The organism is Acinetobacter sp. YH12239, from assembly GCF_013417635.1.
GTDB lineage: Bacteria > Pseudomonadota > Gammaproteobacteria > Pseudomonadales > Moraxellaceae > Acinetobacter.
Map to the genome: position 1 here is coordinate 94,683 of NZ_VPDP01000003.1, position 18,713 is coordinate 113,395.

Consider the following 18,713-nt stretch of genomic DNA (forward strand, 5'->3'; position numbering starts at 1 on the left):
ATTTACATGCTTCAGGCTCAGATTTCAGAAATTTTTCACTATCCTACTGCCTTGACTCGAGATCAACTGAGTTTTGCAAATGCAAATGTTCAGGACTTGGGTTTTTGGGCATCTCAACTTTCAATTATGCAATTAGGTGACACCTCTGAAGCGGTATTGAAAGCCCTCTATGAAATCGCTGAACTCAAATGCTCGGAAACATTACGCTTTGATCTTATTCAAGCGCTACACCCTTTGATCGAAAATATTTTAGAGAGACTTGAAAAAAATTTTTTAAATCAAGGTCTTTTTCTATCAGATCGCAATAAAGATATTATAGAATTAACCACTCGCTTGAGAACATTATTTGCTGATATCTACATAGATATTGCACAGCGCAGTGAAATGCAGCTAAAACAACAAAAGTTTTCTATTTTGAAGTTTGCTCAAAAGCGTAATGTGAAAACTGCACGACTCCTTTCCAGTTATTACGCTCTTCAACAATTGGGTTTATTGCTAGTACAACAACAGATGCTTTATCGTTCTGCCTTGTCTAAGCAATGGTTAATGACCCATTATCTGTATGATTTGGCATTAAAAAACCAAGAACACACGGTGAATATTAATTTATTGCAAGGCACTCATCACGCTTTAAAAAATATTCAACAATGCTATGCCCAAGTCTTATTATTAGAAATATTTAATACTCACCAAATTCGTCCTTCTGAGATCTACGCGCTCTATCAATGCACAGCGGATTGGGCACAACTAGTGCAAGTTTTACCACGCGAAACCGCTTTATCTCGTTACGTTATTGATACCACTAAAGATCATCCGCCAGTTTACAACCGAAAACACCATGAGAGTTTTAAACCAAACATTTTCGTAGCGACACAATCGTTGCTTGAGCATGTAAACTTAACCATTCAAAAGGACAATGAATATCTATCTAAGAAAGAGAAAGCATATTTAACTGCGCCTCTTAAATTTCATGTACAAAATGTTTTAGGCTCGACCATTGAGCGCAGACATGAACGTTATGAACATTCCGCTCAGTTACAACTCTGTTTCAGTTTACTTACCGCACATTATTATCTCTCAAAGACCAAAACTTTTAGCGAAACCTTGCGACTAACACCGCCTAAATCAAAATCAGAAGACGAGTTTGCGTTTACATATTTAAATGACTACCCAGATGCCTATACAGACAAATCAAACAAAGTTCTAGATAAACAGGCACGTCAAATCCATGCGGCTCAAGTTTTAGATATCAGTTTAAATGGCTATCGCGTACGTTGGTTAGAAGAAGAAGCACCTCCAAATTTGAGAACTGGTGAATTTATCCTGATCAATGAGGGGGTGAACAGCAAATGGAAAGGTGGTGTAATTCGTTGGATTAAACAATCTGTTAAAAAAAGCTATGAACTTGGGCTTGAAGTGATTGGACCCGACATCCACCCTTGCGCCGCAAAAGTTTATACAGATCGAAGTTCTTTTAATTATCATCCATGTTTATTTGTACAAACCTTGAAGATTGATGCTCCACAGCATTCTCTTATTTTGCCAAATTTACAGTTTTTCAAAGAACAACAATCTATTTATCTACGCTTAACTGATCAAGATATCAAAGTAGAATTGATAAAGACCATGCTCATCACACAAAGTTTTGTTCAATTTGAATTTGAATTATTTAATGATGAGCAGCAATATTTGATTGATGAATTTTTACAACATCAAAACATTGAATCAAATCGTTTTCAAGACGTATGGGAAGCATTGAAGTGAAAAACCTACTTCTATCAACACAATTAAAGCAATCTGGAATGCGCTTACTCATTGTCGATGATAACCAGATTCGTTATAACCATATTATCTCTTTACTCGAAAAACGCGAGTACAAGGTAGAAGCTGTGCTACTCGATGATCAAGTGAGTCTTGAAAAGCAACTTCATTTAGGTTGGGATTTAATTCTGTTTGGTCGTGCCTATGAACTGACCTTAACTCATTTTCTTCGACTGCTTGCAGATTCTGATAACGCTTTTACCCCAACACTTTATCTAGCTCCAGAAGCTCTAGAAATGTCTGAAGTAAAACTCATTTCGATGGGCATCTATGATGTTTTAAATATTGATCAACCTGAACAATGTTTACTTAAAATTATTCGAGCATTGGCTTTTAGTCGCTTACAAAAAAATCAGATGCAATTAACGGATGAACTGAAACACAATGTTCAAATTAAACAAAATTGGATCGAAGAGCATAAAAAAGCAGTTGCAATCATTGAAGAAGGGATTGTCGTTGAATGCAACCATGAGTTTGCGCATTTATTTGGCTTCAACACGTGTGATGACGTTATTGGATTCCCGCTCATTGATTTAATACAACCTGAGGATATTCAATCTTTTAAAGCACGATTTAAAAAATTAGCTTTCGGTAAATTTGAGTACGGTCCTTTTGAACTGGTTTCTCTTAATCCACAGTTAACACATCAAAATCCAGTCCAAATTGAATGTAATCCTACAGATCAAAATCAAGTCATTGAAATTACGATTTCAACGCATTTTCAAAAAAGTGACCATTCAATTAGTCCTCAACTTGAGACTGCACCTCATCAAGACAATAGAATTGCACCACACACAACATTGGCAAAAATTTTACAACATCTTGAAGAACACCCTGCTCAAGAAAATGCTTTGGTCATCTTCAGCCTAGCCACTTGTCCAGACTATATCTTGAGTTCTGATTGGGATACTTTTAAAGGCTATTTCGGCAAACTTTCAGACTTTATTCTCGAACAGACCAATGGCGCTGTATTTAAAATTGAAACAGCCCTGTATGCCACTATCATTCAAGCTGAAACGATTGAAGTTCTAAAATCAAGACTCTCTGCGCTACATGCGCTTGAAAAACCTAGACTCGTCAATCTGGGAGATCAAACCTATCAACAGCATGTCAAAATTGGTTATAGTCTCTTCAAACTGTCAGATTTAAATGTAGATAATTTTGAACAGCTCATTGCAAATGCTTATAACACACCCCTACCCAATTTATTGAGCAATGATGCTGCTTTAGAGACAACGCTTGAAGAAATTGAAGAGATTCATTTTGAAGTTACTCAAGCAGATGAGCCGACCTCTATTCAGTTGAATACACCTTCTTCTGAAGTAGAGCCTGATCATTCAACAGAATTTGTATTTCAAACAATTGAAGAACCTGTACAGTCAGACGAAGTTCACGGCGATATCCTAGTACATCTTCGTAAAGTTCTTGAACGTGAACAAATTACGCTAAAGTTCCAACAAATCTATGATAAAGAAGACACTAGTCTTAATACCTATGAAGTAAGCAGCGGGTTTATTTTTGAAAACCAATGGATTCAATTGGACGATATTGAAGAATTGGTGGATGACGCTGAGTTGTCTATTAAAATTGACCGATGGATTTTGGTTGAGGCAGCAAAGCAACTGCACAATTTTTTAACACAATATCCTGAAGCTAAACTGATTATTAATTTACGACACCATGTTCTTTTAAAGCATCATCAATTGGCAGAATTAATTTCAAAACTGCTCATGATTGTAGGAGCAAAAGCACCTCAACCACTGATTTTACAGTTTAAAGAAAAATACATTGCTCAACATTTAAATGAAATTCTGCCTGCGATTGAGGTATTGAGAGCGCAAGGTGCAGATATTGCCATTTGTGAGTTTGGATTAAGTAAATGTAGCAATCTCATTCTCAAAGTTGCCAATATTCAGAATTTCACGCTGCATGAAGAATTCACAGATGATTTAAATACTGAAGAAGGTATTGAACGTTTTAAACAGGCGATTGAATACTTCAATAGTCATCGATCAGTCAATTTATTACTCAAAAATCTCAATGATATGAATAGCTTTGCCAACGCGTGGAATGTCGACGTGAGATTTTTACAAGGTGATTATTACCAGCGTAAATTGGATCAGCTCATGAATGTTCAAGATCAAAGTTAATTCCAAATTTTGGACATAAAAAAACAGGCTGAACGCCTGTTTTTTTATTTTGGGTATTAACGTTTGATAGAACGTGACATACCAGCAAAACGTTGTTTGAACTTGTCGATACGACCGCCAGTGTCAACGTTCTTTTGCTTACCAGTGTAGAATGGGTGGCAAGCTGAGCATACGTCTAGGTAAAGTGTTTCTTTACCAACAGCTGAACGAGTTTCGATTACGTTACCGCAAGAGCAAGTAGCAACTAATTTTTCGTATTTTGGGTGAATATCGGCGCGCATGGTCGATTCTCCATAGAGTTAAGAAGGCTTTAGCTGTCATCGCAATTGATCACTCTCTTCATCCATTACAACAGACGCAGAGGAAAGGCTGAAATACAGCAGATCAACACCACAACAGACCATTCTTTTGGCCCACCGAGACGGCTTCCGTCAGAGCTAAGCACAACAAGTGGACGACATTATACGCCACTTTATTTCAGATAGCGAATTATTCCTTTAAGACTTTTCAATTTGCTTGGACCAATGATTTGCAATAATTCCGCACACCATTAATTGGATCTGATGGAAAATCATAATTGGCAATATGATCATCCCCATAGGTTGTCCAATGAAAAGAATTTGCGCCATAGGCACTCCACTTGCGAGTGTTTTCTTAGAACCACAAAAAAATACAGCAATTTGATCGGCACGATTAAATCCAAACCACTTTGGGGCGTGATAGGCTAAAAGCATAATCAAGGTCAGAAGCACAGAGCATGCAATAATTAACCACATTAAGGTCACCCCACTGACTTCATTCCATAGACCTGCTACGACTGCACTACTGAATGCGCCATACACCACCAAAAGAATTGAGCCTTGATCAAAAGTTTTGACAATACTCGGGGCTTTTTGAATCAGTGGAAAGACGATAGGACGCAATAATTGTCCCAAAATAAATGGAACCAATAACAGCAGAATAATTTTGACGATCGCACTGGTTGGATCAAACCCATGATCAGACTGACCTAAAATAAATAAGGTCACTAATATAGGTGTGATAAACATACCAATAATATTAGAGAATGAAGCACTACATACAGCACTTGCGACATTACCACCTGCTACTGAAGTAAATGCAATAGAAGACTGAACTGTTGAGGGTAAGAAGCACATAAACAAGAAGCCCCAATACAGTTCTTGTCCAAGTAGCGGTAGCAATACAGGTTTAGCCATTAACCCTAGAATTGGGAAAACTGCAAACGTCAGTGCAAAGACCAAACTGTGTAATTGCCAATGTTTAATGCCTTGAATCACCGCCTCACGTGATAACTTTGCACCATGTAAAAAAAATAGGATTGCAATTGCAATCGTGGTGAAATAAGAAAAATAGTGAGCAGCAACACCTGAAATTGGCATCACTGACGCTAAAATCACCATAACAAACAGCAATATTGTGAAACGATCTAACGCTAAGAGCTTTAGCACCCCATATCCCTCTTTTTATTCTCTAAATTGAAAATAAGCCCAATACTCATCGATTGGGCTTATCTTTTAAATTTTACTCACCAATCAGCGAGTGAAACTTAATTATTTCTCGCATTACTGTCTTGTTGAATAAGTTCAATCTTGTAACCATCTGGATCTTCCACAAAAGCGATTACGGTTACGCCGCCTTTCATTGGTCCAGCTTCACGGACAACATTACCACCACGTGCTTTGATTTCTTCACATGCTTTATACGCATCATCCACTGCGATCGCAATATGACCATACGCATTACCAAGCTCATAGCTGTCTGTATCCCAGTTATGCGTTAGCTCAAGAACAGTATTGTTTTCTTCATCACCATAACCCACAAAGGCTAAAGTGAATCGACCTTCTTCATAATCGCGTTTACGAAGCAAAGTCATACCGAGTACTTCAGTATAGAACACCAATGAACGCTCTAAATTGCCTACACGTAACATGGTATGTAACATTCGCATAAAATTTACCTATTGATTGAAAGATGTACTTTTCAACTGATTTAACAATTTCGCCACCCAAATAACAAGTAACAAAATAGGTAAACCCATTAAAAAAGTCATAAAGAAGAATGATGAATAACCGAAGTTTGTCACTATTGTACCTGAATAGCCACCAATCATCTTTGGAAGTAATAACATCAATGAACTAAAAATTGCATATTGCATTGCTGTAAATGAAACGCTAGTCAAACTCGATAGGAATGCAATAAATACTGCACCAGCAAGTCCTGATGCGAGATTATCAAATACAATGCCCATCACCAGCCACACCTTGCTATAAGGGACAACCACTTTACCTTTAAGTTCGACTACTTGATCACTATCAACTTGAACAGCTGGAAGATCAGATAAAGTCATACGTGATTTCGGTTGGATGGTTGAAACTGTTTTATAAATATGATCTTGGGTTAATTCATGCGCCTGACCTGCATGCTGCACAACCGCTTGCACCGTAAATTTAGTGTGGTCTTTTAGACTTTCTCCAGGTACGACCACGCTCCAATTATTTTGATCCAACTTCGCAGGTATCACTTGCTGATTTGAAATACGAATATTCAGTGTTTGTAGTGTGCTATCAGCTTTTAAGTTCGAGAGTTGACCGCGAATAATGACATCCTTGCTTAACTCATCTTGGTAGAGAACATTGTCCCCTCCAATTGCTTGGATGAAAATCTGAGAATCACCTTGACTCGAATAGAGTTGAAGCGGGATTTCAACATTCAGGGCTTTATCATAACCATCAGGGGTGGATAACACTTGAATACTATTATGTTCAGCAAAATTAGATGCAGGGAGCTTTAAAGACCAGTTCCCCACTTCATCAGGAGTCACTTGATGCTGTTGACCTCCCATTTGTACCAAGACTTGATTCATCGTTGGTCCAGATTTTACGAGCCCCACAAAGATGAGATTGGTCGTGCTGGCAACAATAGCGCCCACCAACATCATTTTCATAATGTTATAACGCTGAGCTAATAAGCCTCCAAGGAAGCCACCTAAAATTACAAAAAAAATGGCGAAAAACTTGTTAAACCAAGCGATTTCTTCTTTATCAAAATTCAAATCAAGATAAAAAAGATTGGCGACCACCCCAGCGACAATATCTGAAATTCGATAAAAACCAATGAGTAATAAAATAGCTAACGCAACTTTCAAACCATAACGTTTGAAGAAATCTAAAATCGGTGATAGCCATGTCTCGACGACTATTTTTTCATCAATGAGTTTTGCTCGGGTTAATCCAAATACGACCAACACAGCCAACGCCACACTCGCGAAGAAACGTAAAACTTGCCCGATAAATGACAAAAAATTACCATCAATATTTAACTGTGAAATCCAAGCACCAAATTGGAGAAACCCACAAACGAAGACTACTGTTGAAATCACAAAGACGATAAATAACTGAAAATAATCCTTTGCTTGATATTGATGAGGTTCTTGATTTACTACCGGTTCATGAATCACTAAAGTCGTCACAATCCCGATCATCATCAATCCAGCCATGAGCAAATAGGTGGACTGCCACGCCTCATAAATATAGTTACCCATGGCTGTACCAAGTGATGCAGCGAAGAGTAATGCACCGAGCTGAGTTACGATGGTCGCAATTCGATAACCTGCGTTATAGGTCGAAGCCATAACCGTCTGAACACTCGTATCTTGTGTCAACTCAATACGATAAGCATCCACAATAATATCTTGTGTCGCTGATGAGAATCCGAGAAAGATTGCGGATATCGCCATGAACGTTAAACTTGAAAATGGCCCTACACTTCCTCCATGAATACTCGGATCAGTAAATGCCATTGAACAAATAGCAATTGCAACCAAAATCTGTGAAACCAACAACCACCCTCGTCGTTTACCCAATTTCCTTGTTAAATAAGGCAATGGTAATCGGTCAATCAAAGGTGCCCAAATGAACTTGAAGGCATAAGCTAAGGCTGCCCATGAAAACATGGTAATGGTACTACGCTGAATACCGGCTTCACTCAACCAGAAAGATAGAGTTGAAAAAATCAGAAAAATTGGGATACCTGATGAGAAACCCAAAAAAAGCATAATGATCGCGCGTCGATCAAGAAAGGCTTTAAATGCCGAAGTCCATCCAGCTGATTCTGGTGACGAAGATTGTGATGTCATTGCGTTGTTATTTTCAGTCAAAAGTACTCTCGCTATTCAACTCTGTAATGCGCTTGGTTTCAATATAATTTACGCAAACTTCACCGAGTATTTCATCAATTTGATCTATCTCAACTTGATATTTTTGGCTAAACCTGTATACCTTAAACTATCAAATGTAAATTATAGTTTTGGATTTCACCTGTGACCCAGAGACACGATCAAATTAGTTCCACCGCAGTAGCTTTAACCACGACATCCACAAACTTAGAACAAAACTCGCAAAACAAGCTCCTATCCGTATTTGAACTTGAAGCCACGCAAAACACCTTGAATGCAACAGCACTCAAACCAGAACAACTGACGCATATTCCAAATTATGACAATATTCCTGCGTCTACAAAACGTATCAAGCCTCTTAATAATTTTTTAGGACAAGATCGTGCTAAAGCATCTGTAGAAGCAGGCATTGCCCTTCCATACTCAGGCTATAACATCTTTGCTGTGGGTACGGCAGGTTTGGGTAAACGCACCATGATCAAGCGCTTACTCCAACAACATGCCAAAGATATGCCTACACCGGATGATTGGGTTTATGTATACAACTTCAAAAATGCACGCAACCCAATTGCGCTTAACTTTCCTGCAGGACAAGGCGCAAAGTTTCAAAGTACGCTACATCAAACATGGCAAACCATTTTCAAACAGCTCGAACGTCGTTTTAGTGCTGAAACGTATCACAATCGGATTGAAAAAATTCGTTTAACGACAGGTCATGAACAACAACAAGCTTTGATTGAGCTCACCAAAGAAGGTGAAGAGCTTGATTTAAAGTTGATCAGTCGTAATGAAGAACACTGCTTTATTCCTGTTCATATTAAAGACAATAAAATTCAAGAGATGTCTCAAGATGACATCAATGCACTGAGTAGCAAAGAACGTTCTGAAATTGCGTCCAATATCCGTTATATGGATAAAAAGCTTGAGCGTTTAGGTTTACAAATTGGTGATCTCGAAGATGAAGCACGTGATATGGTGTCTGAGTTGAATCGTGACATTGCCAAACAAGTCATTATTCCTCGCATGGAACATATTTTAAATAAATTTCCAGATATCAAACATCTTGAACAATATTTAAAATTATATGCTCAAGATATTATCGACAATGTGGAAACCGTACTAGAACAGGAAGAAAGTGATTTTTCACCTGCATTATTTAACCGTGTCCCTGCGCGTTATCAAGCAAATTTAGTCATTAGCAACAAGCCAAATTCTGGGGCACCAGTCATCTTTGAAGATTTCCCCACACATTACAACTTACTTGGACATGTTGAACAATTAACGCAAAATGGCACTATCAGCACTGATTTCACTTTAATACGACCTGGTGCACTGCATCGTGCCAATGGTGGTTTTTTAATGCTTGAGGCTGAGCAGCTTTTAGAACAACCTTATGCATGGCAAGGACTCAAACGAGCGATTAAGTCTGGTCAGATTAAACTCTCATCTTTAGAGCATATGCTAACGCTGACGGGCAGTATTTCAATTGAGCCCGCATCGATTCCATTACAATTGAAAGTCATTTTAATGGCTGAACCAGAAATCTATTATGAAATTCTGGAGGTGGAGCCTGAGTTAGGAAGTATCTTTAAAATCAGAGCTGATTTTACCGACACATTACAACGTAATGACGAAAATGAACAAGCTTATATGCATTTGATTGCAGACTATGTTCAATCCTCTAAACTCCTTCCATTTGATCGTTCTGCCTTGGCTGCTTTACTGACCGACTCAAGTCGTCAAGCAGAGGATCAGAGTTCGTTGTCACTACATGCCTTAACTTTAGGTGATCTGATTCATGAATCTCATCACCATGCATCTAAATCTAATGCAACTATGGTGACAGCAGAACATATCGGCACTGCGCTCAAACACCGCCAATATCGTCTAGGTTACTTACGAGAGTTGTACTGGCAAGATTTATCTCGTGGTACACAGCTTATCGAAACGCGTGGTCATCGACTCGGTCAGATTAATGCTTTGTCTGTGATTCACTACGCCGATGTCGAGTTTGGCTTACCATCACGATTGACTGCTTCAGTGTATCAAGGTGGTGGCGATATTTTAGATATTGAACGCAGTGTTGAGTTAGGTGGTTCACTTCATGCTAAAGGTGTACTGTTAATGTCGTCTTTCTTAAAGGCACATTTCGGACGTGAACAAACCTTGCACTTCTCTGCCGCTTTGGCTTTTGAACAAAGTTATGGTCAAGTCGATGGTGATAGTGCAACCGTTGCAGAACTCTCCGCTTTAATTTCTGCGATCAGCCAACTGCCGATTGATCAGTCATGGGCGATTACGGGTTCAATGAATCAACTGGGTCAAGTACAACCGATTGGTGGCGTCAATGCCAAAATCGAAGGTTTCTTTGATGCATGTAAACTTCAAGGTTTAACAGGCAAACAAGGTGTCATTATTCCACGTCAAAACATGCAGCATCTAATGTTACGTCAAGATGTGATTGATGCTGTCGAGGCCGGTCAATTCTATATTCATGCCATCAACACAATTGATCAAGCACTTGAGATTCTCATGGCGCGTCCGGTCGGAGAATTAAATAAAAAAGGGCGCTATACCAAAGGATCAATTTACGCTGCTGTCATGGAGCAGCTAGAATATTGGCAAGCCATTGAAGATGGCGCTGAAATTGAAGAAGAGCCAAAGAAAAAGAAAAAAAAGAAGAAAAAAGATAAAGATAAAAAAGGCAAAAGTATTGAAAAGACAACAGAATCTGAAATAGATACTAATCACGCTGAAAGCTGAGATAACAAATTAGCCTTTTAACATTATTTGTTAAGAGGCTAATTTACGTGAAACTATTTTTGAATTTTTAACTTACCATGTTTTACATAGATTGAAGGGTAAATAAAACCCAGAAGAATTGACAGCTTGTTTAATACTAAAACCATGACGCATAGCTACTTCTATACGATAATCGTCAAATGTCATTCGATTTTCACAATTTTCTTCAAAATTCCTTTGTGGTCTATTTTGCTTGATTTTAAGGCTTTCAAAATACTGTTTGACCATTTGATTACGTTTAAAATCCCCAATGCTCATAAATTTGTTCAAATTAATTTGATTCATCTTCGAGATCTTTTTTGAAAACTCGGGACTATTTTCAAAATCAATTTCAAATATCATTTGCTCATATTTATCTGCAGATACAGGATTATTCAACAGAATAACAACGAGACCCAAAAAAAATACACTCATTTTTTTCATAATTTTAAACTTTTTTTAATTCATTCCCATATATCTGTATAAAAAAAGCACCCACCGGTGCTTTTTTTATTGCGCTTAAATTAAGCTTCAGGCGCTGGGCTATATTGCTCCACGAGCGTTTTTAATTCGCCTGTTTGGAACATTTCTAGCATAATATCACTACCACCGATCAACTCACCATTGATCCATAATTGTGGGAATGTTGGCCAGTTTGCAATTTGAGGCAAAGTCGCACGAATGTCTTGGTTTTCAAGAATATTTACATAAGCAAATGGGCGACCAATTTGGCTCAATGCTTCAACTGCACGTGCAGAGAAACCACATTGTGGGAACTGTGGTGTGCCTTTCATATAAAGAAGAACTGCATGTTTTGCAATTTGATCACGAATTAACGCTTCTGTATCACGCACTTGTTCAGTCATTGATTAAATCCTCAACTATTCTGCCTGCATTATACCTAAAACCGCCGTAAAGAGTATGGATTGCTAAATTTTTCCAGTTTAATTTGCAATTAGGCTTTTAATCTTAAGCAGATTTTGCTTAGATAAACTTTTATTTTCCACCTAACAAATACGAGTTAGACATGAACAATATCACCCTCGCTCCAGTTCAAACTGATCAACCATCTCATTTGATGCCTGTATTCAGCCGTCAACCGATCAGCTTTGTGCGTGGCCGAGGTTCGTATCTTTATACAGCTGAAGGTACAGAATATTTAGATGCGCTGACTGGCATTGCAGTATGTGGTCTAGGTCATGCACATCCAGTTTTGGCAGAAGCAATTGCAGAACAAGCAGCGACGCTTATTCACACCAGTAATATTTATGAAGTACCTTGGCAGACTGCAGCTGCGCAAAAGTTAGCTGAAGTGTCTGGTATGGAAGAAATTTTCTTCTCGAATAGCGGTGCTGAATCAAATGAAGGTGCAATTAAAATTGCGCGTAAATACGGTCATATGCAAGGTATTGCTTTACCTAAAATCATTGTCGCTGATCATTCTTTCCATGGTCGTACAATGGCAACACTTTCTGCGACAGGCAATAAAAAAGTACAAGAAGGTTTTGGCCCGCTCGTTGAAGGTTTTATCCGTGTACCTTTTGGCGACATAGAGGCAATTGAAGAAGCAGCAATCAACCATCCAGATATCGTCGCGATTCTCGTTGAACCGATCCAAGGCGAAGGTGGTGTAAATACTGCCCCTCAAGGTTTTAGTTATCTTGAAGAAATTCGTCAAATCTGTAATCAACATAATTGGTTGATGATGCTAGATGAAGTTCAAACAGGTAACGGTCGTACAGGAAAATATTTTGCGTATCAACATACCAATATTATTCCTGATGTCATGACGACAGCTAAAGGCTTGGGTAATGGATTCCCAATTGGTGCAGTGATGACTCAAGGTAAAGGTGTAGGTATTCTTACTGCAGGTAACCACGGATCAACTTATAGTGGTACTGCATTAGGTTCGCGCATTGTCTACACGATTATCGATTTGATGCAAAAAGAAAATATTGTTGAAAACGCAGCAACAATTGGCCAATACTTAGTTGATCAATTCTGTACACAACTTGCAGATCAAAACGTTATTGTTCGCGGCTTTGGTATGATGATTGGTATTGAATTACCAAAACCATGCGCAGAATTGGTGGATATTGCACGCATAGAACACAATCTAATTATTAATGTCACCGCAGGTAATGTCGTTCGTTTGTTGCCAGCGTTGAATATGAATCAAGAACAAGCTGATGATTTATTAAAACGCTTAGTTCCTGCGATTAAAAACTTCTTGGCTTAAACCAAGATTAATAAAAAAAGCCGCATATTGCGGCTTTTTTTATTAAGAAGAACACTTAAGATGCTTCTTGGAATACTCGACCACCAGGCAACTGGCTGAAATATTGTTTTAAAGCATCTAGGCAGCGATGAATTTTCATTGGTTGTTGTTCACGTTTTAATGTCATTGCATTCAAAGTGTATGCAGGTAACTTCCATTCAGGTAAAACTTCAACCAATGTGCCATTCATTAATTCTTTTTGCACATCTAGATATAATAATCGCGCAATGCCGTGACCATTTTGGCACAATGATTTAGCGACATAAACATTGTTTGTCTGTAAACGATTTTCCATGGACACATTCACCAATTCACGCGATGTGCTGTGTTCAAATGTCATCATTTGCTGATTTTTTACAATATTTACTGGAATCAAATCATGCTGTGCTAAATCTTCAGGTCTTGAAATAACTGCATTTTGATTCAAATAACTTGGTGATGCCACCAAGACTTGATCCACACGTGCAAGCGGCAGACAAGATAAGTGATTAGACTCATCTACGCGAGAACACATTCTCACTGCAATATCGATTCTTTCTTGAATCAAATCGACAAACTGATTTTCAACTTCAAAGTGAACGGTTAAACCACGATGTGCCGAAATCCAATGCGACAACGCAGGAACTACATGGGTTGCACCGAGTTCTGGCGTTGTTGCAATACGTAAATCACCAACTAAATCGTCTCGTAACTCATTAATTCGAATTTTACCGCGCTCTGCTGCAGCGAGCATTTCTTGACAGCTATGAAAAAAGGCCTGCCCTGCTTCCGTTAAACTTAGTTTTCTTGTGGAACGGTGCAGAAGTGTTACTTCCATTTCTTGTTCTAGTGAACGAATTTGCTGACTAACTGCACTCGTCGTAATGCCTAAATCTCGAGCAGCACCACTGAAAGAGCTTTTTTCAACAACACATGCAAATACGCCCATCGAGCGAAGTTGATCTAACATAAATTTCCCTCTGAAATTATGAGATGCTTCTCCAATTAACAAAAATTAACAAAAGCAACTCATTGTATTATACGAAGAAATTGTTAAATTGCACTAAATATCTTCAGTTGATTGGCAAAATATTTGCTGGATTGATTGGCTTACCATCTAAACGAACTTGAAACTCAAGCATCGTACGGGTTGCACCACTCGAGCCCATTTCTGCAATTTGTTGCCCCGCACTTACGTTTTGCCCACTCTTCACTAACATCCGGTTATTGTGCGCATACGCAGTGATATAACCATCAATATGTTTAATGAGCACCAAATTACCATATTCTTTTAAACCATCAGCTGCGTAAACCACTTGACCATCAGCTGCTGCAAAAATTGGATCACCAACATTGCCACCAAAACGTAATCCCTTGACATTACTTGCCACATTGAAGTTTTCAATGACTGGACCATTCGATGGTTTCACCCAGCGTAATGAAGTTGCTTTAGTCGAAGTCGTCGGTACTGCAGCAGTTACCGCTGGTACTGGTGTGGTTTGTGGTGGTGGCGTAACCACAGCTGGTTTTGTTGGTAACTGAATGGTTTGACGTTGAATCTGAGTTTCAGTCGCTGTCAAAGGACGCGTGGTCGAACGTGTCACTTGTCGATTGCCAGAGGGTTTTAATCTTAAAGATTGATTTACATAGATGCGATAAGGCGGTGCAATATCATTCATCTCCGCAATGCTCAAATAGCTCAATCCATAACGTGCCGCAATTTTACTTAAAGTGTCGCCAGAACGAACTGTATAGAAGTCAGGAGCAACCGCATAACGAGCAGAATTGTGGATTTGGGGTTTCGATGCACAGCCCGACAAACCAAGAAAAGAAGCGACAGCAACCGCGATCAATGCTGAGTGAATAGATGGTTTAGACAACTTCAAAACTGTTTTGGGTCTGGCCAAAAGCATGATTTCCCTCTCTGACAAAAGATTAAAAAGACTGAATTCGGCTTAAGAGTAGCAAAATTAATGCTAAATTCACCGTTTCAAATATATTTTTCACAAAGTTATAACACATCCTACCTGTGGTCGCTCAATTAAAGCCCTAGTTGAGATTCAAGTGAAGCCAACACCTGATAATTGGTAGCATCCATTTGGATCGGTGTCACACTGACATATCCATTTGCAATGGCATAAAAGTCTGACTGATAACCCAGTTGGCTTTTTTCGGGATCTGTTACGGCCTCTCCAGCCAAACCAATCCAAACAACTTGACGGCCTCTCGGGTCAACTTGTGTGGTAATCGGTTTCGTTTGTTTTCTTCTTCCTTGATAAGTCACTAATGTCCCTTTTATTTCAGCCGTATCCGGAATATTAATATTGAAAATATGACGCGGTGGTAACTCAGGCAAACCATTTTTAATAAACTCATATACCCAATTTGCAGCTTGTGCATAATCTTGAGCATCTTGATACGAACGAACATTTGGACCAGCCAATGAAACTGCGATTGCAGGTTGTTTCATGAGTCGGCCTTCAAACGCGGCCCCAACTGTACCTGAATATAAGATATCATCACCTAAATTCGCACCACTGTTGATCCCGCTTACGACTAGATCAAATTCAAAATCAAATAGACCATTCATGGACAGATAAACACAGTCCGCTGGTGTGCCATTAATTGCCCATACATCTTCTGAAATTTGCACGGGTCGCAATGGACGATCAAGCGTTAATGCACTTGAAAAACCACTCCGCTCACTTTCTGGAGCAACCACTACGACTCGACCCAAAGGTTTTAATGCTTGTGCTAATGCTTGTATTCCTGGTGCGAACACACCGTCATCGTTGGCAATCAAAATATTCAAAACAATTCACTCAATTCATGTAATCCCATCTGTTCGATAGCCTAATCAAAATCCCCACACACAACAATGAGCACACGCATAGATGTTGAGGTTTTAAACGCCTTTAATCTTGATAATCTGCTTATCCTTTAATCTTGAGAACTACACAAGTAGTCATCCCCCCTGTTCAAACCTGAAGTTTTCGTCATTACTTTCTGAGTTCCAACAGCATTAATACACTTTCTCTATTTTTTAAACACGAAAAAAGATTATTCTATTCTTATAACTAACTTACTAATTTTTGAGTCATTTATGCAAAAACGTTTTTTACAATTGATTTCAACCGCATTTATCAGCAGTTCAATGTTGTTTTCAAGTTTCACTTTCGCCAATGCTCAAGACTTAAAAGAAAATATCGAAGTTACTCAACAAAAAGTGACTAAAGATGAACTCGCTGCAATCTATGTCTTTTCAGAATCATGCCCAAGTTTAGTGGAAGAAGATGCGGCGTTTAAAGCAGGCTATCAAAAGCTATTAAAAGACTATTTACCTAATGAAAATTCACCTCAAACCACGCTGAACAATCTAATTAAACAACAGGATTATCAGCAAGCATTAGCTCAAGCGAGACAAGATGCGAAAAACGCTGGAGACAAAGCAAATCAACAAGTGTGCGAGGATATAAAAAAATATCAGTCTTCAGTTAAATAGAGCACGAAATAGTTACAATTCGATTGAAATAAGCCGACTCCACTGCTAGAAGTCGGCTTTGCTTTGTCCTAGAATGCAAAGCTGATTTTTGCGTTCATACAAGATTGGAACTACATAGAATGACCCGAAAAAGCGCCATTGCTGCATTATTACTATTACCTTCATTTACTTATGCAGCAACTGTTTTATCTTCACCACCAGAACTCAATAACAAGTCTTACGTTTTGATGGATTATGAAACAGGTCAAATTCTCGCAAGTAAAAATGAAAATGAAAAACTTGCGCCTGCTTCAATGACCAAAATGATGACCAGTTTCATTATTGAACAAAAGTTGTTGAACGGTGAACTCACGGAAGATGAAAAAGTTCGTATGAACGAGTCTGCTTGGTGTCGTGGTAGTAGTACAGAATCTTGTATGTATGTACCTCTCAACGGCACAGCAACCGTATTGGAAATGTTACGCGGGATTATCATTCAATCTGGTAATGACGCATCTAAGGCGATGGCTGAGCATATTTCTGGTAATGAAGGTACATTTGTACACAGCATGAACCAAGAAGCTAAGCGTATTGGCATGACCAACACGAACTTTATGAACTCAACAGGTATGCCTGCTGAAGGTCATTATTCTACAGCGAAAGATATGGCTACCCTTGCGAAGCACATCATTCATGACAGTTCAAAGTATTATCCTATTTACTCTGAAAAAGAGTTTACTTTTAATGGGATCAAGCAAGGCAACCGTAACGCGTTGTTATATACAGATCCGAGTGTAGATGGTCTTAAAACAGGTCATACTTCTGAAGCTGGTTATTGTTTAACGACTTCAGCTAAACGTGGTCCGATGCGCTTAATTTCAGTGATTTTTGGTGCTCCATCAATGCAAGCACGTGCAACACAAACACGTGATTTGTTATCTTGGGGTTATGCAAACTTTGAAACTGTCAGTGTTCAACCCGCTCAAAAAGAGTTGACCACTTCTAAAGTTTGGTTTGGTCAATCCAATCAAGTGAGTGTGGGTCTTGCTGAAAATTTCAACGTGACTATGCCAAAAGGTCAAGCAAATGCCATTCAGACTCAAATTGCGGTTCAACCGAACTTAAATGCCCCTCTTCAACAAGGGCAAGTTGTAGGTAAATTAACAGCGACACTTGACGGCAAAGTCATTTCCGAGAAACCACTTGTTGCTTTACAAGCAGTTGAAGAAGCTGGTTTCTTCTCGCGTATGATTGATCATATCAAACAGTTCTTTAGTAATTTATTTTAAGTCGCAGCTTGACTAAAGATATAAAGGCACTCAAATTCTTTTGGGTGCTTTTTTTGTTTATAATGAATAAAAACAGGCAATTTTTATGACTGAAAATATCCGCAAATACTTAGAAACTTACCCACAATTTGATACAACGAATTATATTGATCCAACTGCATTAGTGATTGGTGATGTGGTTTTGGCTGAGAATGTTTCAGTCTGGCCTTATGCTGTGATCCGCGGTGATGTTAATTTTATTCGGATTGGTAAAAATTCCAATATCCAAGATCATTCCATGTTGCATGTTAGCCATAAGAAAGCGGATAAACCAGAAGGCTCACCGCTCATTATTGGTGAGGACGTTACTGTGGGTCATCATGTCAAATTACATGGTTGTACTATTGGTAATCGTGTGTTGGTGGGGATTGGCACAATTATTTTAGATGACGTCGTTGTTGAAGATGATGTGATGATTGGCGCAGGTTCACTTGTTCCACCGAATAAGGTTTTGGAAAGTGGTTATCTTTATATGGGTAGCCCTGTAAAAAAAGTACGTCCGCTGACTGAAAAAGAAAAAGCGTTTTTGCCGTATTCAGCACAGAATTATGTAAAGGTTTCGGGGAATTACAAATAATTTTTAATTTGCATAAGAGATTTTATGTTAAGTAAATGTTAGATGCCCTTAATTTAGGCATGTCGCATAACTCCCATTATGTTAGATAATAACAATATTCGTTAAAATCTCTTTGATTTTGTA

The 18,713-nt window shown here is 38.6% G+C and carries 16 protein-coding genes; 7 read left to right on the forward strand and 9 right to left on the reverse strand.

Translation table 11 applies throughout. From position 1 onward, the window contains the following. Window positions 1-6: 6 nt before the first annotated feature. Both FTV17_RS04635 and FTV17_RS04640 read left to right on the forward strand, forming a co-directional pair. Window positions 7-1,764 carry a GTPase gene (locus FTV17_RS04635; protein WP_179998365.1) on the forward strand — a complete coding sequence of 586 codons (1,758 nt, stop codon included), beginning with the start codon at window positions 7-9 and terminating at the stop codon, window positions 1,762-1,764. Then, a complete protein-coding gene (locus FTV17_RS04640; protein ID WP_179998366.1) occupies window positions 1,761-3,971 on the forward strand; it encodes an EAL domain-containing protein in 2,211 nt (736 codons plus the stop codon). Before FTV17_RS04635 ends, FTV17_RS04640 begins: the two co-directional genes overlap by 4 nt. Before the next feature lie 56 nt (window positions 3,972-4,027). Here FTV17_RS04640 and rpmE read toward each other — a convergent pair whose 3' ends face one another. From rpmE to FTV17_RS04660, 4 genes are all read right to left on the reverse strand, one after another. Continuing rightward, window positions 4,028-4,252, reverse strand: coding sequence for a 50S ribosomal protein L31 (gene rpmE / locus FTV17_RS04645; protein WP_004971624.1), 225 nt, complete (start codon window positions 4,250-4,252; stop codon window positions 4,028-4,030). A 216-nt stretch (window positions 4,253-4,468) separates the two neighbouring features. Beyond that, the gene (locus tag FTV17_RS04650) at window positions 4,469-5,440 is read right to left on the reverse strand and encodes a bile acid:sodium symporter family protein (protein WP_179998367.1); all 972 of its coding nucleotides are present in this window, start codon (window positions 5,438-5,440) and stop codon (window positions 4,469-4,471) included. Window positions 5,441-5,538: 98 nt separating this feature from the next. Further along, window positions 5,539-5,940, reverse strand: coding sequence for a lactoylglutathione lyase (gene gloA, locus FTV17_RS04655; RefSeq protein WP_179998368.1), 402 nt, complete (start codon window positions 5,938-5,940; stop codon window positions 5,539-5,541). Window positions 5,941-5,949: 9 nt separating this feature from the next. Beyond that, entirely contained in the window at window positions 5,950-8,127 is a 2,178-nt protein-coding gene (locus FTV17_RS04660) for an MFS transporter (RefSeq protein WP_179998540.1), read from the reverse strand. Window positions 8,128-8,310: 183 nt separating this feature from the next. On the opposite strand from FTV17_RS04660, the gene FTV17_RS04665 reads away from it, so the two are divergent. Next, on the forward strand, window positions 8,311-10,929 hold the full coding sequence (locus FTV17_RS04665; RefSeq protein ID WP_179998369.1) for an ATP-binding protein: 2,619 nt from the start codon (window positions 8,311-8,313) through the stop codon (window positions 10,927-10,929). Window positions 10,930-11,001: 72 nt separating this feature from the next. On the opposite strand, the gene FTV17_RS04670 is transcribed toward FTV17_RS04665, so the two are convergent. Then, window positions 11,002-11,391, reverse strand: coding sequence for a hypothetical protein (locus FTV17_RS04670; RefSeq protein ID WP_179998370.1), 390 nt, complete (start codon window positions 11,389-11,391; stop codon window positions 11,002-11,004). 80 nt (window positions 11,392-11,471) lie between these two features. After that, complete coding sequence (gene grxD, locus FTV17_RS04675) at window positions 11,472-11,813, reverse strand: Grx4 family monothiol glutaredoxin (RefSeq protein WP_092766094.1); 342 nt, start codon at window positions 11,811-11,813, stop codon at window positions 11,472-11,474. A gap of 161 nt (window positions 11,814-11,974) precedes the next feature. Between grxD and FTV17_RS04680 the strand changes: the two genes are divergently transcribed. Then, entirely contained in the window at window positions 11,975-13,186 is a 1,212-nt protein-coding gene (locus FTV17_RS04680; RefSeq protein WP_179998371.1) for an aspartate aminotransferase family protein, read from the forward strand. A 55-nt stretch (window positions 13,187-13,241) separates the two neighbouring features. Here FTV17_RS04680 and FTV17_RS04685 read toward each other — a convergent pair whose 3' ends face one another. From FTV17_RS04685 to surE, 3 genes are all read right to left on the reverse strand, one after another. Further along, on the reverse strand, window positions 13,242-14,174 hold the full coding sequence (locus FTV17_RS04685; protein WP_179998372.1) for a LysR family transcriptional regulator: 933 nt from the start codon (window positions 14,172-14,174) through the stop codon (window positions 13,242-13,244). 103 nt (window positions 14,175-14,277) lie between these two features. Further along, window positions 14,278-15,117 carry a peptidoglycan DD-metalloendopeptidase family protein gene (locus tag FTV17_RS04690; protein ID WP_179998373.1) on the reverse strand — a complete coding sequence of 280 codons (840 nt, stop codon included), beginning with the start codon at window positions 15,115-15,117 and terminating at the stop codon, window positions 14,278-14,280. Between the two features lie 128 nt (window positions 15,118-15,245). After that, window positions 15,246-16,016, reverse strand: a complete 771-nt coding sequence (gene surE, locus FTV17_RS04695) for a 5'/3'-nucleotidase SurE (RefSeq protein WP_179998374.1) — start codon at window positions 16,014-16,016, stop codon at window positions 15,246-15,248. 291 nt (window positions 16,017-16,307) lie between these two features. Between surE and FTV17_RS04700 the strand changes: the two genes are divergently transcribed. The 3 genes from FTV17_RS04700 (at window position 16,308) to FTV17_RS04710 (ending at window position 18,590) form a co-directional block, all read left to right on the forward strand. Further along, window positions 16,308-16,706 carry an MCR_0457 family protein gene (locus tag FTV17_RS04700; RefSeq protein ID WP_035270480.1) on the forward strand — a complete coding sequence of 133 codons (399 nt, stop codon included), beginning with the start codon at window positions 16,308-16,310 and terminating at the stop codon, window positions 16,704-16,706. A gap of 119 nt (window positions 16,707-16,825) precedes the next feature. Next, window positions 16,826-17,974 (forward strand): D-alanyl-D-alanine carboxypeptidase PBP5/6, encoded by a 1,149-nt coding sequence (gene dacC, locus FTV17_RS04705; protein ID WP_179998375.1) that lies wholly within the window; start codon window positions 16,826-16,828, stop codon window positions 17,972-17,974. An 85-nt stretch (window positions 17,975-18,059) separates the two neighbouring features. Beyond that, window positions 18,060-18,590 carry a gamma carbonic anhydrase family protein gene (locus FTV17_RS04710; protein WP_179998376.1) on the forward strand — a complete coding sequence of 177 codons (531 nt, stop codon included), beginning with the start codon at window positions 18,060-18,062 and terminating at the stop codon, window positions 18,588-18,590. The last annotated feature ends 123 nt before the right edge of the window (window positions 18,591-18,713 follow it).